Origin of the sequence: Photobacterium arenosum (assembly GCF_014841115.1) — a bacterium.
GTDB lineage: Bacteria > Pseudomonadota > Gammaproteobacteria > Enterobacterales > Vibrionaceae > Photobacterium > Photobacterium arenosum.
Map to the genome: position 1 here is coordinate 1 of NZ_JACYTP010000004.1, position 14,463 is coordinate 14,463.

The 14,463-nt window shown below is 50.4% G+C and carries 14 protein-coding genes, 1 tRNA gene, 1 rRNA gene and 1 pseudogene; 8 read left to right on the forward strand and 9 right to left on the reverse strand.

Annotated features, from left to right (window positions below; genetic code table 11):
* The 4 genes and pseudogenes from rrf to IFO68_RS07800 form a co-directional block, all read left to right on the forward strand.
* Positions 1-113 (forward strand): 5S ribosomal RNA (gene rrf / locus IFO68_RS07785); the annotation flags it as partial.
* A gap of 163 nt (positions 114-276) precedes the next feature.
* Positions 277-353: transfer RNA gene (locus IFO68_RS07790), tRNA-Asp, on the forward strand.
* 24 nt (positions 354-377) lie between these two features.
* A complete protein-coding gene (locus tag IFO68_RS07795) occupies positions 378-674 on the forward strand; it encodes a helix-turn-helix domain-containing protein (RefSeq protein ID WP_192015387.1) in 297 nt (98 codons plus the stop codon).
* 207 nt (positions 675-881) lie between these two features.
* A pseudogene (locus IFO68_RS07800) lies at positions 882-1,220 on the forward strand (transposase); the annotation flags it as partial.
* A gap of 132 nt (positions 1,221-1,352) precedes the next feature.
* Here the strand turns inward: IFO68_RS07800 and IFO68_RS07805 are convergent.
* The 7 genes from IFO68_RS07805 to IFO68_RS07835 all read right to left on the reverse strand — a co-directional run bounded on the left by IFO68_RS07805 (position 1,353) and on the right by IFO68_RS07835 (position 6,550).
* Positions 1,353-2,240: a TIGR03899 family protein gene (locus tag IFO68_RS07805; RefSeq protein ID WP_192015389.1), complete on the reverse strand. Its 888-nt coding sequence runs from the start codon at positions 2,238-2,240 to the stop codon at positions 1,353-1,355.
* 258 nt (positions 2,241-2,498) lie between these two features.
* Positions 2,499-2,987 carry a DUF3299 domain-containing protein gene (locus tag IFO68_RS07810; protein ID WP_192015390.1) on the reverse strand — a complete coding sequence of 163 codons (489 nt, stop codon included), beginning with the start codon at positions 2,985-2,987 and terminating at the stop codon, positions 2,499-2,501.
* A gap of 9 nt (positions 2,988-2,996) precedes the next feature.
* Positions 2,997-4,247 carry an ABC transporter permease gene (locus tag IFO68_RS07815; protein ID WP_375713916.1) on the reverse strand — a complete coding sequence of 417 codons (1,251 nt, stop codon included), beginning with the start codon at positions 4,245-4,247 and terminating at the stop codon, positions 2,997-2,999.
* A gap of 5 nt (positions 4,248-4,252) precedes the next feature.
* Positions 4,253-4,945, reverse strand: a complete 693-nt coding sequence (locus IFO68_RS07820) for an ABC transporter ATP-binding protein (RefSeq protein WP_192015392.1) — start codon at positions 4,943-4,945, stop codon at positions 4,253-4,255.
* Between the two features lie 50 nt (positions 4,946-4,995).
* Complete coding sequence (zrgA, locus tag IFO68_RS07825) at positions 4,996-5,580, reverse strand: zinc uptake protein ZrgA (protein WP_192015393.1); 585 nt, start codon at positions 5,578-5,580, stop codon at positions 4,996-4,998.
* Positions 5,581-5,626: 46 nt separating this feature from the next.
* The gene (locus IFO68_RS07830) at positions 5,627-5,923 is read right to left on the reverse strand and encodes a hypothetical protein (protein WP_192015394.1); all 297 of its coding nucleotides are present in this window, start codon (positions 5,921-5,923) and stop codon (positions 5,627-5,629) included.
* Positions 5,924-5,992: 69 nt separating this feature from the next.
* Positions 5,993-6,550, reverse strand: coding sequence for a YtfJ family protein (locus IFO68_RS07835; protein ID WP_192015395.1), 558 nt, complete (start codon positions 6,548-6,550; stop codon positions 5,993-5,995).
* A gap of 312 nt (positions 6,551-6,862) precedes the next feature.
* On the opposite strand from IFO68_RS07835, the gene IFO68_RS07840 reads away from it, so the two are divergent.
* A complete protein-coding gene (locus IFO68_RS07840) occupies positions 6,863-7,078 on the forward strand; it encodes a DUF1107 domain-containing protein (protein WP_192015396.1) in 216 nt (71 codons plus the stop codon).
* A gap of 32 nt (positions 7,079-7,110) precedes the next feature.
* On the opposite strand, the gene msrA is transcribed toward IFO68_RS07840, so the two are convergent.
* Entirely contained in the window at positions 7,111-7,743 is a 633-nt protein-coding gene (msrA, locus tag IFO68_RS07845) for a peptide-methionine (S)-S-oxide reductase MsrA (protein ID WP_192015397.1), read from the reverse strand.
* A gap of 261 nt (positions 7,744-8,004) precedes the next feature.
* On the opposite strand from msrA, the gene tamA reads away from it, so the two are divergent.
* From tamA to IFO68_RS07860, 3 genes are read left to right on the forward strand one after another with little or no spacing between them, the layout of a single operon-like run.
* Positions 8,005-9,672 carry an autotransporter assembly complex protein TamA gene (gene tamA, locus IFO68_RS07850; RefSeq protein ID WP_225445128.1) on the forward strand — a complete coding sequence of 556 codons (1,668 nt, stop codon included), beginning with the start codon at positions 8,005-8,007 and terminating at the stop codon, positions 9,670-9,672.
* The gene (gene tamB, locus IFO68_RS07855; RefSeq protein ID WP_192015399.1) at positions 9,669-13,442 is read left to right on the forward strand and encodes an autotransporter assembly complex protein TamB; all 3,774 of its coding nucleotides are present in this window, start codon (positions 9,669-9,671) and stop codon (positions 13,440-13,442) included. Before tamA ends, tamB begins: the two co-directional genes overlap by 4 nt.
* A 17-nt stretch (positions 13,443-13,459) precedes the next feature.
* A complete protein-coding gene (locus IFO68_RS07860) occupies positions 13,460-13,819 on the forward strand; it encodes a gamma-glutamylcyclotransferase family protein (RefSeq protein WP_237793727.1) in 360 nt (119 codons plus the stop codon).
* A gap of 63 nt (positions 13,820-13,882) precedes the next feature.
* Here the strand turns inward: IFO68_RS07860 and ppa are convergent, their stop codons facing one another.
* A complete protein-coding gene (gene ppa / locus IFO68_RS07865; protein ID WP_027251823.1) occupies positions 13,883-14,413 on the reverse strand; it encodes an inorganic diphosphatase in 531 nt (176 codons plus the stop codon).
* Between the last annotated feature and the right edge of the window lie 50 nt (positions 14,414-14,463).

Here is a 14,463-nt window from a genome sequence, read left to right on the forward strand (position 1 = left end):
GGCGACCATAGCGTTGCGGACCCACCTGATCCCATGCCGAACTCAGACGTGAAACGCAGCAGCGCCGATGGTAGTGTGGGGTCTCCCCATGTGAGAGTAGGTCATCGCCAGGCTTTAATTGCCTATCTTGGTTTTTACTTGCATCTTTTGATACTTGCGATGCTCATGTGCTAATGCACACTGCGCTTCTCAGATTCAAAATCTGCATCGCATAACACAAGATATCTTAAACAAAGCATTGTAAGAGTAAGACTTTGTTGGGCAGAAAAATTGAGTGGAGCGGTAGTTCAGTTGGTTAGAATACCGGCCTGTCACGCCGGGGGTCGCGGGTTCGAGTCCCGTCCGCTCCGCCACTTTTTAGAGAAACCCAGTCAGCAATGACTGGGTTTTTTGCTATCTGGCGGTTGCATGCCTCCTTAACCCCAGAGCAACAAGAACAGCTTCGCCAATATCTCGAAGATAGAGCTCATAACCCGCAAGGCGGTAGACTCACGGGTGCCGATATCCATGCATATATTGTCCATAAGTTTGATAAACACTATCACCCTGATTCCATTTACTATTTGCTCGATCATATGGGATTTTCATGGATAACATCCCGCTCAAAACACCCTAAACAATGCCAAGCAACGCAAGAAGCTTTTAAAAAACTTCCTACTGGAAACGATCCGTAACATCCCGGGCCATATCAGCCTTGAGCAAGTGGATGTCTGGTTCCAGGATGAAGCCAGATTTGGCCAGCAGAATACGACAACACGGCTTTGGGCACCGCGTGGAACACGTCCCAGAGCGGTTCGGCAGCAGCAATTCGATTACGCCTATTTGTTTGGCTCTGTTTGCCCAAGCCGAGGAATCGGTGAAGCGATTGTTGTTCCTGGGTCAATAAAGAAATCATGATCGAACACCTCAGGCAAATCTCAAGCGTGACAGAAAAAGACCGACATGCCGTCGTGATCATGGATGGTGCGGGATGGCATACTGATGACATCGCGAATCCATTTGAGAATATCAGCATCATCAAACTGCCTCCCTATTCTCCTGAGCTTAACCCGATAGAGCAGGTATGGAGTTGGTTAAGACAACGCTGTTTAGCCAATCAAAGTTTCAGAGATCATGACGATATTGTTGATAAGGTTTGCGCGGCATGGAACCAATTTCTGCAATGCACTCAGCGAGTCAAAAAGATGTGCTCGCGGCAATGGATTGACCTGACCAGTTAATTTTCCAGAATGGTATTAGAGCAAACCAGTCAGCAATGGCTGGTTTTTGCTACTTGGTATTTACTCCACCGCTTGTAGAGGAAGTTGTCTACTTACTTGCGAGGGGCTGGGCTAGTACCATCAGAAATAGGCCTAGATTACTGGGTGGTGCGTAAACGCATCACTTGTAACGATAAAATGCTTATTGAGGAGCTCAGTCAGGTGAATTTTATATTCTTCATTACGGTGATTTCCAAGTAGCTGAGCAATCTCCTGACCGACAGGAGAAAAGCGGTAATATAGCAAGCTTAAGCCATTTTGGGCAGGCTGGATTTGATACTCATTCCCCTGATAATGAAAAGGCAGGGGCGTACCATTCTGGAGTTTCCCCGACTCTAATTCAGTGTTTAATATCAACCCCAAACCCATTAGCTCCAGCAAATGTGAATACGGTAACTGGTAGTGTCCCAGATTGAGCCTGTCGATGGATGGCTGCTTAAGAAGGAAACCTGTACGATACTTCAGACCTGTTAGCAGCTTTTTGCTGCTATCTTGGCCGAAATGGCAGGCTAACAAGCAGGCTCGCCGAAATAATTGAGCGTCACGCTGCGTCATCTGCTGGAAGGTTATCATCGCTTTTAGTGAAATAGAGCCAGGGGTAATAATTTCTTGACGAAGGATACGGCTCCATAGCTTCTGCATTGAGGGGCTGTAAATATCCTGGGCGATGGTAATGAAATGATGGATCCAGTCAGGATCAGGCTCTCCTGCTGTTTCATCTGAGCAGTTGTCATAACAAAGCCTGAAGATACGCTCTAAATTCTGTTGCTGCCGCTGTCGTATGTTTTGTTGGCGATTTTCACTGCGTTCTTGTAGCGTTTTATCGTGATCTTCGTCGATCTGAGCATTCACGTCATTATGACGAGCTATGGATTGAACCCGAAAGCGGCTACTTTTTATGGCATTCTTTGAATGACTTTTCTTATCTGTTACCGGTACTACATGGCTTGGCTCATTACTGGCCTGACTTTCGGTTTGCATACAAGCTTCACTCTCAACAGTTATACCTATAGTTTTTACATTTGATCGTAATCTTTGGCAAGAGGCGTGACTTTTGTGTTAATAGATGGTTAAATTTATGGGTCGCCCGGTGTGATGAAGCTGTGCTATCAAGGAGGGGCTGATGACGAAAAAATTCAGTAAGCGATTAACAGAGGTGTTATTACTGCTTGGGTATGTCGTGATTTTGGCTTACCTTGCTGCGCATGTGTAAGATAAGCCAAATGTCAGTAAGGTTATTTATCCGGCATCGTCGTATTCTTCAATCTGTGAGCCGTGGAGCAGGTAACCGGTTTCAGCCAGCTCGTGCTCCATGGTTTGTACATTTAACTTTCCTACAACATAGACAACATCCCAGAGTTGCTGAATGGGGGCGCCTTTAGGAAACTTCACATAGATGATTTGGTTCGGTGGTGGAGGTGGTACGTGGATGCAGGCACCAAAATAAGGTACGAGTAAAAATTCGGTAATGGTGTTTTCATCGCCTTCCAGAGGAATGACAAAACCGGGAATTTTCACCAGACTTCCGTCCAGTTCAGTTCGAACTGATCCTATCTGTTGCTGAATAGCCGTTTGATCACCTTGATGATTCGTAACAGGCATGCCTTGCTGATTAAACAGGTTTCTTTCTTTCTCGGGTATTAAATCTAACCAATCCAGCGTGAGTGGTTCCTGGGCTGCAACTGTCAGAGGGAACCAGCAGCATAAAGCAAACAACCAGTATTTCATGTGATCTCCTTAAATGCGAATGGTCATGCCATCGGCTAATGAAAAATGGTATGCACGAAGTGCCGGAATCAGGCTAGTGAGCATGCCTGCCGATAAAATAAGGCCCATCAGAATCCACTCGTAAATGCTCGGTGGACTGAAAGGTAAGAAGAGGCCGAAAGTTTCAAGCAACCAGTCATGGCAGAGCCAAAGGCCGCTATACAGTAACCCCATTCCGGTAACGATCCCTGTTAATGTCAGTACGCTTGCTTCCAGAAAGAGCAACCCTGCTATCCAGCCCGGTCTTGCTCCTGTTGCACGTAAAATAGCCATTTCGCGTCGTCTTTCATTCAGGCTGGTCAGCAAACTGGATAACATGCCAAGTAAACCAGCTATGACAACGAAAACAGACACAACCATCAGTGCCTGCTCCGCAACTGACATCATTCCCCACAGTTCGTGAAGGGCGACTCCTGGCATAATGGCGCTTAAGGGCTCATCTGGGAAATTATTGATGAAGCGCTGCAGTGCGAAAGTATGAATTTTCGAGTTAAGTCCCACCAGAACAGCAGTGATCTGTTTCGGTTCGAAATATTGTTGATCCAGTGCTCCGATTTGGGAGGCATTTGTCAGGCGGGTTCCGGTCCCCCATCCCACATGAATGGCTTCTATGGCACCTAGCGACACATGTACACTACGATCGACCGGGGTGCCGGTTGGCGCCAGTATACCGGTCACCACGAAGGGCAGGTTATCGTGGCGAGTAAAAGCTTTATCACTGATCCCATGCGCAATGATTATCTTGTCACCGAGTTGATACCCCAGTTTTCGCGCAACCTCAGATCCGATCACTGTCTCAAACAGGCCGTGAAACATTTCACCTTGACTAAAAGACAGTGGCTGCTTGCTGCCATAACGATAATGGCGGAAATAATCTTGATTGGTGCCGATAACACGAAAGCCTTGATGAGAGTCCCCCAGTGAAATGGGGATTGTCCATTTCACATTTTTCTGTTCGCTTAGTGTCTGGTAGGTTTTCCAGTCAATATTATTGGTGGCATTACCAATTCGAAAAATGGAATAGAGCAGCAGATTGACCTGCCCTGAGCGTGCGCCAACAATCAGGTCTGTGTCTGAAATGGTTTGTGCAAAACTGGCTTTGGTCTGAGTACGGACTTTTTCTACACCGAGCAGCAAGGTGGTGGAAATGGCGACGGTGAGAATAGTCAGTAACGCTGTGGCCCTGCGGTTAAGCAGGCTTTGCCATGCAAGGAGTATCATGGTTTTCAAGATCTGTCCCCCGGCTTATGCATATTCATATCGGTAAGATCCAGCACACGGTCAAAATCTGTCGTTAGTGTCGGATCATGACTGACAAAAAGCAGACTGGTATTGGCTTGCCGGCACTCTTCCATGAGTAATCGGATGAAGTGATTACGGTTTTCATGATCCAGTGCCGATGTCGGTTCATCCGCTATAAGCAGGGCTGGCTGGCCAATCAAAGCACGGGCGGCGGCAACACGCTGTTGTTGCCCGATACTGAGCTGTGTGACAGGGCGGTCCAGACACTCGGCAGGTAATTGCAGCGCTTGCAGCAAACGGCGCGCTTCCCGGGTGGGGTGCTGAGTCGCCTGCCTGCGGCGTGCTGAAAAATGACAGGGTAGTAATACATTGTCCAGAACGGATAAATAGGGAAGCAAATTAAACTGCTGGAATATATAGCCAATATGATCAGCGCGTTGACGATCCCTTTTCGAAGAAGACAGATTGCTGAAAGGCTGATCCAGCAAGTGAATGGAACCTTGTTGTGGCTTGTGTATCCCCGCCATGACACTGAGCAGAGTGGATTTCCCGCTGCCACTGGGCCCTTTAAGAAAGACTTTCTCCCCTTTTGCCAGAGAAAATGCCGGAATGTTAAGGGTGTCGGTGTCTTGATCTGGCCAGCGAAAACGTATTTTTTCCAAAGACATGACAGTCATGATTGTCTCCGATGCAAGGGAGCCTGCAGACTCCCTTGCTGTAAGCTAACTTAAAAACGAAATACAGGTTGAGCAGCATTCAGGGTTGTGGCTTTTTGGCCCTTATCGCTGATTGCTTGAACCTGGATGTTTTCAGTGGCGGGAAAATGTGAGAACCAGTTCAGTGTCAGCTGCCCTAGCTCTTGAATCTGCTCGCAACGATAAACTGACTGGACACTGAATTCGGCGTGGCCATGATGGTCCTCATGCTCATGCTCATGCTCATGCTCATGCTCGTCATGACCTTCATGTTCATCATCAGAATGTGACGGTAATGTGTGAGTGATATGACTGTCTTGCAGTGAGCATCTGGCCTCCGCCGGCAGAACAAACAGCGAGGCGGGTTGCTTGAGTTGCTGCAGCGCGGTGCTCAGGGCTTGTTGCTCAGCCTCTGTATGGGGTGCATGTTCAAAACCAAGAACATCAGATGCCGGTGCTGTGATTTCCAATAAGAGATCGTTCCCATCCTGAGCAATGTTCAGTTCAACCTGACCGTGCACATGTGCATCATGCTGGGTGTTGGCCCAAGAGGGCAAAGAACAGACAGCTGTAGACGCCAGCAGCCAGGAAGCAGCACGTAACTTGTGAGTATGCATGTAAAACTCCAATAATAAGAATAATGTTGAGGGCTAAATTGCCGGATTATTGGACGTTGACGGGGGGATCTCTGGCTGTTGGAAACGGGCTCAGCCAGTCGGCATGCCAGAGGCTGATAATGCTGTGCTGTATGGGGATCGCAGAATCTGGCAGTAAGCTAGGGGTTGCCGTCGGTAATCCTGCAGGAAATGCGTGGCAGTATGGGCATGGATGTTCTGAGTGTACCGCTGGATTCAGTGCGTTGAAATCGTGCAGGATCTGGATGGGGCTGGCCAGAATGAACAAGCCGAAGACCAATGCCAAAATGCCTTTATGCCATGCCTTATCGACCCGGATATGCACTTCCCTGTTCCTGCCATACGTAAAAGAGGGTGTAATGATATATTATTACACCCTTGCTCGGAAGGCAGATTACAGCAAAGACTGAATTTTTGACATTGCCTGATCAATGTCACTGCGGCTTAACTCGCCTTCTTTCACAAACACCACTTTGCCCGCTGGATCCAGCACGATAATGGCAGAGCTTTCTTCTTTCAGCTCCCAGCGGGAACGAACCTGACCGTTAGCATCAAGGACAATAGATGACCAGGCAAATTCCTTTTTACTGTCTTCTGCTGAAGACTTAACGAAACTGCCGGTCCCCCAAATTGCATCATCCTGATTGATGATGGTAGTGGTCTGGTACTTATCATTGGGCAGGTTGGCGGACTTGATGGTTTCAATAAAAGGGGCATTGAGCGCTTTGGCTGAGCTTCGTCCGGCAATGGCTTGAATCACCCTGACTTTACCGCTCAGCTGGCTGGTTTGCCAAGGCTGATAGACAATGTCGTTGCCTTGCAGAATCAGCTCACCTTTATCAGCAACGCTGGTGCTGGGTAAAGGCTGACCGACTGTCAGATTATGGGCATGAGCCGGTAACGTGAGTGCGGGTAACAATGCGCAAAGTGATAGCAGTGACTTCATGGTCATGAATGTTATTCCTTGTTTATGGTTGTGCTGCCTTATAGTAGTTGAGTTTTCAATAACTGGTAGAACCAGTTTGTTATCCTTGAAGCGTATCACTGTTTTCATCTGTCAGTTGCCAGAAATGTGAGGAGTGAAATACCGCCCTGGCAAAGAAATTGGGCAGATTGAAGCGTCATGTCCTAAAGTTGGGCGAGTCAGTCGCGTCGCATTAAGAACAATAAAATACAACTGGCAGGCGTTTTGCATATTTTTGACACAAACGAGGCAACTTTTTTGTCTATTAAGGGTCACAGGTTCTGTGTATTGAGGGATATTATGCTGAAAATATTTAAACAATATCGTCCAAACCAGATTGCACGTTATGTGAAAAGCTACTTTCGGGGCCGGTTGTTCATCGTAGGTATCGGGGCTTTCGAGTTTGACTGCGGACGTTTACTCCCCCCTGCCAGTCGCAATAAAAAAGCATTGAACGTGTTGTCGGAAGTGAACAAAGAAATTCAGGTACTGGCAGCCGCCAGTTATAGCAGCTAGCGCCAGGGCTGACCTGACGCTGGCTGAGAAATTTACTGAGGAGGCATGCAAACACCGGTTCCGCCCAGGCCGCAGTAGCCCTGCGGATTCTTCTCCAGATACTGCTGGTGGTAATCTTCTGCGTAGTAAAATGCAGCGGCAGGTAAGATTTCAGTGGTGATAGTGGCAACTCGCTGATCTGCCTGCAGGGCCGACTGGTATTTTTCCTTGCTGCTTTCTGCCTGAGCCTGTTGCTCCTGGCTGGTGGTGTAAATAACAGAGCGATACTGGGTACCAATGTCGTTACCCTGACGCATGCCCTGTGTTGGGTCATGGCTTTCCCAAAACTGAGCAAGCAGCTTGTCCAGTGTGGTTTGTGTCGGGTCGAAAATTACGCGGACCACTTCAGTATGTCCCGTTTGTCCGGTACAGACTTCCTGGTAGGTCGAATTGGGGGTAAAGCCGCCACTGTAGCCTACTGCTGTGTTGATGACACCAGGCTGTTTCCAGAACAGGCGTTCCGCGCCCCAGAAACATCCCATCCCCAGCACGATTTCTTCCATACCATCAGGTACAGCAGCATCTATTCGGGTGCCAAAGATGGCGTGAATTTCAGAGGGGATCACTGGCGTTGAACGGCCTGGCAGGGCTGCTTCCGGAGAGATTATCTGCTGTTTATCCATCACACTGTTTTCCTAATTGCACTGTTAATAAGCCTGAAAGTAGAGGATTCACGACTGACAATCAATAGGAGAGTGACTCTGCTCATGTGCAGACCGGCTTTGACATGGTGATTTTCTTTCGTGCGTAAAGGTTGGCACTTCGCTCAGCTCTTGTCACAATAAAGTATGCGCGTAATCTAATAACATTCTAATAAGTGAAGACAAATAAGAATGATAATCTTGTTTCGGCGCTGCTTGTTAGCAGTCGTCGCTTTAGTGGTAACAATGCCAGCTTTGGCAGAGACAGAACTTACCATTGTCGGGCTGAAAGGCAGTCTGAAGAAAAATGTGGATATTTATATTGCTGCCATTGCTAAGGAAGATTACAGCACGTCTTTAAGGTTCAAAGGCCAGGTTGAAAAAGAAATCCGTACCGCACTGAAAGCACTGGGGCGCTATCAGCCTGATATCGTTTTTAGTGTTGAAGAAGACGGCGAGGACAGCACCCTGACTGTCACGGTTGATGCCGGTCCGAGTACCAAAATTGCCAGAAGTGATATTCAGATCAAGGGCGAAGCCGCGGATGATCTGGATTTCTTTGTTCTCAAACGCGACAGCGATTTAGAACTGGGCAGAACCCTTAACCACGGTAAGTACGATTCATTCAAATCCAGCCTGGAAAGCCTGGCGCTGCGCAAAGGCTATTTTGATGCCGAGCTGAAAATCAGCCGGCTGGAAGTGGCACCCGGCCGTAATCAGGCTTTTATTCATATCGAATTTGATTCCGGCAAACGTTATAAGTACGGCGATATCTTCATCACCGGCAGCCAGATCAATGAAGCGAAAGTTCGTTCGTTAGCGCCGTTTGATGAAGGTGACTATTATCTGGTCTCACAAGTGGGGGAGTTTAATCAGCGCCTGTCGACCGTGGGCTGGTTCTCTTCCATTTTCGTCGGCGGGGATGTGAGCGATCTGGAAGGGGATGTGGTGCCTATTCAGGTTAACCTCAGGCCGGAAGTGAGAAATAAAATCGAAACTGGTATCGGCTATTCGACCGATGTCGGTGCGCGTTTGAAATTCAACTGGCGTAAACCCTGGATAAACAGTGAAGGTCATAGTCTGGATGTCCGCACCGAGATCTCTAAAGTGCAGCCGAAAGTTGAAGCGACCTATAAAATTCCGCTCGAAAATGTGCTGGATGATTACTACCAGTTAATCGGGGCGATTCGCTATGTAGACAACCACGACACTATCAGTACCGAGTACCATCTTGGCGTTGAACGTCACTGGAACTTTGATCAGGTCTGGAACGGGGTGGCCTCTGTGCGTTTGCTATACGAGGACTACAATCAGGGCGCTTTTGAGACAGGCTCCGCCTTTATGGTTATTCCCGGCGTCAGCATTGACCGCACCCGGTTGCGCGGTGGCAGCTGGCCGACCTGGGGAGACAAGCAACTGCTGAAACTGGAATATTCCGACCCCGCCCTGGGTTCTGATACCCGCCTGGCAAAGCTGCGCGGACGCAGTGCCTGGATTCGCACCTTTGCTGACGATCACCGGGGGCTGGCCCGTCTGGACGCCGGGGCTATCTGGGCGGAAAGGATAGAAGACATTCCGCCGTCCATGCGTTTTTTCATTGGTGGGGATAACAGCTTGCGTGGCTACAGCTACGAGTCCATTTCTCCCCGTGACAGCGAAGGTCAGCAAATTGGTGGTGAGTTTATGCTGGCGTCTACGCTGGAATATCAGTACCGGCTGACTGGCAACTGGTGGGGAGCTCTGTTCTACGATTACGGCTCGTCCTGGACAGATAACCCGGACTGGCAGGCAGGAGCCGGTGTGGGCATACGCTGGGCGTCGCCGGTTGGCCCGATACGGCTCGACTTCGCCTGGGGGCTGGATAAACCTGACGATCGTTTCCAAATACACTTCGTGCTGGGGCCTGAATTATGATCTGGCTGAAAAGATTGACCATTGGCCTGCTGACGTTCGTATTACTGTTAACACTGGCGCTTTGGGCCCTGTTATATACTCATGTTGGCGTCAGAATTGCTTTATGGGGAGCCCAGAAGGCCGTACCTGCACTCACAGTGCAAGACAGCACCGGCGCCCTGCTGAAAGGATTTACACTCAGTGGTGTTCGCTACAAGGATGATTTGCTGGCGCTCAATAGCGACAGCCTCACCCTGGCTATCAATGATGATTGTCTGCCGATTCCGGTACTTTGCGTGCGAGAGCTGAGCCTGAGTGGCTTGACATTCTCTATGCCCGATTTACCGCCAGGCTCACCGGAGGAAGAAGAACCGGGTGAGCCACTGACAGAAATCGCGTTGCCTGTCCCTGTTCGGTTGGATCGTTTGACGCTGAATGACATCGATCTGAATATTCTGGGTAATAAAGTGCGCTGGCAGCGTTTCAGCTCAGCTGCGCAGATGCAGGGCGGCCACTTGACCCTGAAACCCACAGACTGGGAAGGCATAGTGCTGAACCTGGCACCACCGGCTGAGAAAGAGATTCAGGAGCAGACTGAAGAACAGGCAGAAGATGTCGCAGAAGCCTATACCCAGGAAAAGCGTGAGCGCATAGTGCTGCCTGAGGTGGTGTTGCCGCTGAAAGTTACAGTGGAGCGCTTTACCGTGAAAGACTTTTTGCTGGAAAGTGCAACGCCGCAGAAAGTGAATGAACTGGAGTTGATCGCAGAAGCAGAAAAAAGCACGGTAACACTGACCCGCTTGTTTGTTGATGTACCGCAAGCCACACTTGATGCCGAAGGGAAAGCTGAATTAAGTGGTGAGTACCCGCTGACATTGAAAGCGAAATCTGACATTGCGCTGGAGCCGGTGCAGGGACACCATATCAATCTGTCGGCGTCAGGGTCATTGCAGCATTTGGTGCTGGATATTGCACTGAGTGGAAAACTGGATGCCAAGGTGACGGGAAAACTGTCTCCGCTGGATGCCGACCTTCCTTTTGACTTCAAGGTGGTAAGTAGTCACTTACAGTGGCCGCTTGATGACAAGCCTGATTTCGTTGTCAAAGAGACGGCCATCAATGCAAAAGGGGACTTAGACAGCTTTAGGTTTGACGCCGCAACCAAGGCGGACGGCGAGCCTATGCCGGCCGTCGATGTCAGCCTGAAGGGAACAGGCTCTCTGGCTGATGTTGTACTGGAAAGTCTGACCGTCAATAGCCTGGGTGGTCAGGTTACGGGCAACGCTCAGGCGAGCTGGGCCAAAACCGTGAGCTGGCAGGGCAACCTTTCCTTTAGCGATATTCAACCTGGACTGGAATGGCCCGAAGTGGAAGGTAAGCTGAGTGGTAAGCTCAGTACCTCAGGCGGATTAACGGCGGCAGGTGGCTGGTTTGTCAAATTGCCCGAACTGAATGTGGATGGTGAAGTAATAGGTCAGCCTTTCACTCTGGCAGGCCAGCTTGATGCCCAGGATGTGAGCGGCAAAGGGGATCTGGAGCTGGTGACGCAAGGTCTGGTGCTGAAGCACGGGCCGAATGGGCTGAATGCGACAGGGAGCCTGAAGCAAACCTGGGATCTGTCTGCATTGGTCAATGCACCCGACCTTGCGCAGTCTGTGCCCGGTTTACGCGGCAGGGTCAATGGCGATGTGCGATTAAGCGGCACGCTGGCCGAGCCAACAATCGATCTGAACTTAGTGGGACAGGCACTGGGCTGGCAGGATCTGGCACAGCTAAAAAGCCTGAACCTGACCGGCCGGGTGACGCCACTTCCTGCCCTGACGGCAGATATTACGCTGAGTGCCAGAGAAGGCAGTTACCAGGATGCGGCCAAGCTGGAAGCCTTGGATATCACTTTTCAGGGAACCGAAGCCCAGCACACACTGCGGGTGGACCTGAGTGGTGAACCTGTCAGTACCGCTCTGGCGCTGCAAGGCAGCCTGGACAGACAGCAAGGTTGGCAAGGGATGCTGCAACGCGGCAACCTCGAAACCCCTGTTGGCCCGTGGCGCTTGAATCAACCCACGGCGCTGGCATACAACTTGAGAAAGCAGAGTGTCTCTGTCGCACCGCATTGCTGGCAGCAACAAGACGCCTCTGTGTGTCTGACTCAGCCGTTGGATGCTGGCGCGAGTGGCCAGGCGAGCCTGGCCATCAATAAACTCGGTTTTTCCATCCTGCAGCCATTCCTGCCACCTGAGGTAAAACTGGACGGTGAAGCCAATGCGACAGTTAACGCCGGCTGGTCACCGCAACAAGCGCCTGTTTTGCAGGCTCAGGTAACCCTGCCTGCTGGCGGATTCAGACAACAGGCGGCGGCAGATCAGCCACCGCTGGCGCTTGGCTGGGATAAAATCACCCTCAATGCGGATATGCGCAATGACGTGCTCACGGCAGACTGGCTGGTGGCCGTTAAAGATAACGGAGATTTGTCAGGCAATGCCCGCATTACCCAGTTATCAGGTGAACAGCAGATAGATGCCAAAGTAAAACTGGATACGTTCCGGCTGGATTTTCTGCAACCACTGGTCGCTGATTACGACATTTTTAAAGGTCGGGTGGACACAGATTTGCATTTAACCGGGCCGATTATGCAGCCCCAGGTTAACGGCGTATTCAAAGTTACCGAGCTGAAAGCGATTGGCAGAAAAGTCCCGCTGGATCTTGAACGAGGCGAGATCGTCGCCACGTTCAGTGGCTATAGCGCCATACTGCGCGGTAAGCTGGATACCCCGGATGGGCGCTTGGTGCTGCAAGGTGATGCGAACTGGGCCGATATGGCTAACTGGAGTACCAATCTGAAGGTGAACGGGCGTGAGCTTGAAGTGAACGTACCGCCTATGATTGCCATGAAGGTGTCGCCTAATCTGAAGATCAGTGCAGCACCCCAGGTGGCTGAAATCAGCGGCACAGTCTCAATTCCATGGGGCAGGATCACAGTAGACCGTCTGCCGGAATCTGCGGTACAGGTTTCCGATGATGAAATCCTGCTGACCGATGATCTCAAGCCGGTGGATACTGGCAACAAGGTGCCTTTTGCCATCAAAACCAATGTGATGGTGAAGATTGGCCCGGATGTGCGTTTATCGGCCTTCGGTTTGGATGCCGGGCTGTCAGGGAATCTGAAAGTCAACCAGCAGGACAAAGCCCCGTTAGTCTATGGTGAAATTAGAGTCGACGACGGGACGTACCGGGCCTTTGGTCAGGAGCTGGTGATTCGTAAAGGCCAGATAACCTTCAATGGGCCAGCGGATCAGCCTTACCTGTCGGTGGAAGCAATTCGGAATCCGAACAACATTGAAGACGATGTGACAGCCGGTATCCGGGTTACCGGCCCGGCCGATGAGCCCAAGGTGGATATTTTCTCTGATCCGGCTATGCCGCAACAGAATGCGCTGTCATACGTATTACGCGGTCGGGATCTCGACAGCGAATCGCCGGAAGGGGGCGGTGCGATGACCACGGCGCTGATCAGCATGGGGCTGTCACGCAGCAGCCAGCTGGTCGGCAATGTCGGCGAGGCATTCGGTATTCAGGATTTGGCGCTGGATACGGCGGGTGCCGGCGATGACTCTCAGGTCACTATTAGTGGTTATGTCTATCCTGGACTACAGGTTAAATACGGCGTGGGTATCTTTAGCCCTATCGGTGAGTTTACCGTCAGGTACAAGCTGTTGCAGGATTTGTATATCGAAGCGGTATCGGGGCTCGACAGTGCCGTCGATTTACTGTATCAGTTTGAGTTTAACTAATAAGGATGTTGCTAGCTGTGCACACACGGGTTTTTGTTTACGGCAGTTTGCGTCGCGGCCAGTCTAATCATGGGTTGCTGTGTCGGGCCCATTATCTGGGAGAGTGCCAGCTTGCAGGTTATGCCATGTATGATCTCGGCCCTTACCCTGCCGCGATACAACAGCCAGGGGCTGAGGGCATGCTGTTTGGCGAAGTGTATGACGTGGATGCCGACACTTTCCGCGAACTCGATATTCTGGAAGGGCTGGGAGAAGAATACTGCCGCGAGCAAGTGGAGACACCGTTCGGACTGGCCTGGATCTACCTCTACCTGCAGCCGCTTGACCATGCTTTGTTGATCCCGCGGGGAGACTGGTCGAGTGGGTCTTCACTGTGATGGCTTCGCCCACAAAAAACGCTCCCTCGGGAGCGTTTTTTACTGGATAACAATCACGCCGGATTATTTTTCCTGAGCGCGCTTGTAAGATTCCAGGATTTCAGCTTTAGCGGCTTCAACGTCAGCCCAGCCGTCTACCTTCACCCACTTGCCAGATTCCAGCTCTTTGTAGCGTTCGAAGAAATGAGTGATTTGCGCTTTCAGCAGCTCTGGCAGATCGTTCACATCTTTAATGTGATCGTATTCTTTGGTCAGCTTGCTGTGCGGTACAGCAACCACTTTCGCATCTTCACCTGACTCATCAGTCATCTTCAGAACGCCAACCGGACGACAGCGGATCACGGCACCAGGGTGCAGTGGATACGGCGTCGGAACCAGAACGTCAACCGGGTCACCGTCCAGAGACAGGGTGTGGTTAACATAACCATAGTTGCATGGGTAGAACATAGGCGCAGACATGAAACGGTCTACGAATACCGCGCCAGAGTCTTTATCGACTTCGTATTTGATTGGATCAGCGTTTGCCGGGATTTCGATGACAACGTAGATGTCTTCTGGCAGTTCTTTACCTGCAGGGACGTTGTTCAGGCTCATGATGAATTCCTTAATAGTTTCAGATGATTTTGTCGCCGGGAATTATAACC

Bases quoted from the DNA above. Each gene is read 5' to 3' on its own strand.
- IFO68_RS07795 (WP_192015387.1), top strand. From the start codon at position 378: ATGACTGGGTTTTTTGCTATCTGGCGGTTGCATGCCTCCTTAACCCCA.
- IFO68_RS07805 (WP_192015389.1), bottom strand. From the start codon at position 2,240: ATGCAAACCGAAAGTCAGGCCAGTAATGAGCCAAGCCATGTAGTACCG.
- IFO68_RS07810 (WP_192015390.1), bottom strand. From the start codon at position 2,987: ATGAAATACTGGTTGTTTGCTTTATGCTGCTGGTTCCCTCTGACAGTT.
- IFO68_RS07815 (WP_375713916.1), bottom strand. From the start codon at position 4,247: ATGATACTCCTTGCATGGCAAAGCCTGCTTAACCGCAGGGCCACAGCG.
- IFO68_RS07820 (WP_192015392.1), bottom strand. From the start codon at position 4,945: ATGACTGTCATGTCTTTGGAAAAAATACGTTTTCGCTGGCCAGATCAA.
- zrgA (WP_192015393.1), bottom strand. From the start codon at position 5,580: ATGCATACTCACAAGTTACGTGCTGCTTCCTGGCTGCTGGCGTCTACA.
- IFO68_RS07835 (WP_192015395.1), bottom strand. From the start codon at position 6,550: ATGACCATGAAGTCACTGCTATCACTTTGCGCATTGTTACCCGCACTC.
- IFO68_RS07840 (WP_192015396.1), top strand. From the start codon at position 6,863: ATGCTGAAAATATTTAAACAATATCGTCCAAACCAGATTGCACGTTAT.
- tamA (WP_225445128.1), top strand. From the start codon at position 8,005: ATGCCAGCTTTGGCAGAGACAGAACTTACCATTGTCGGGCTGAAAGGC.
- tamB (WP_192015399.1), top strand. From the start codon at position 9,669: ATGATCTGGCTGAAAAGATTGACCATTGGCCTGCTGACGTTCGTATTA.
- ppa (WP_027251823.1), bottom strand. From the start codon at position 14,413: ATGAGCCTGAACAACGTCCCTGCAGGTAAAGAACTGCCAGAAGACATC.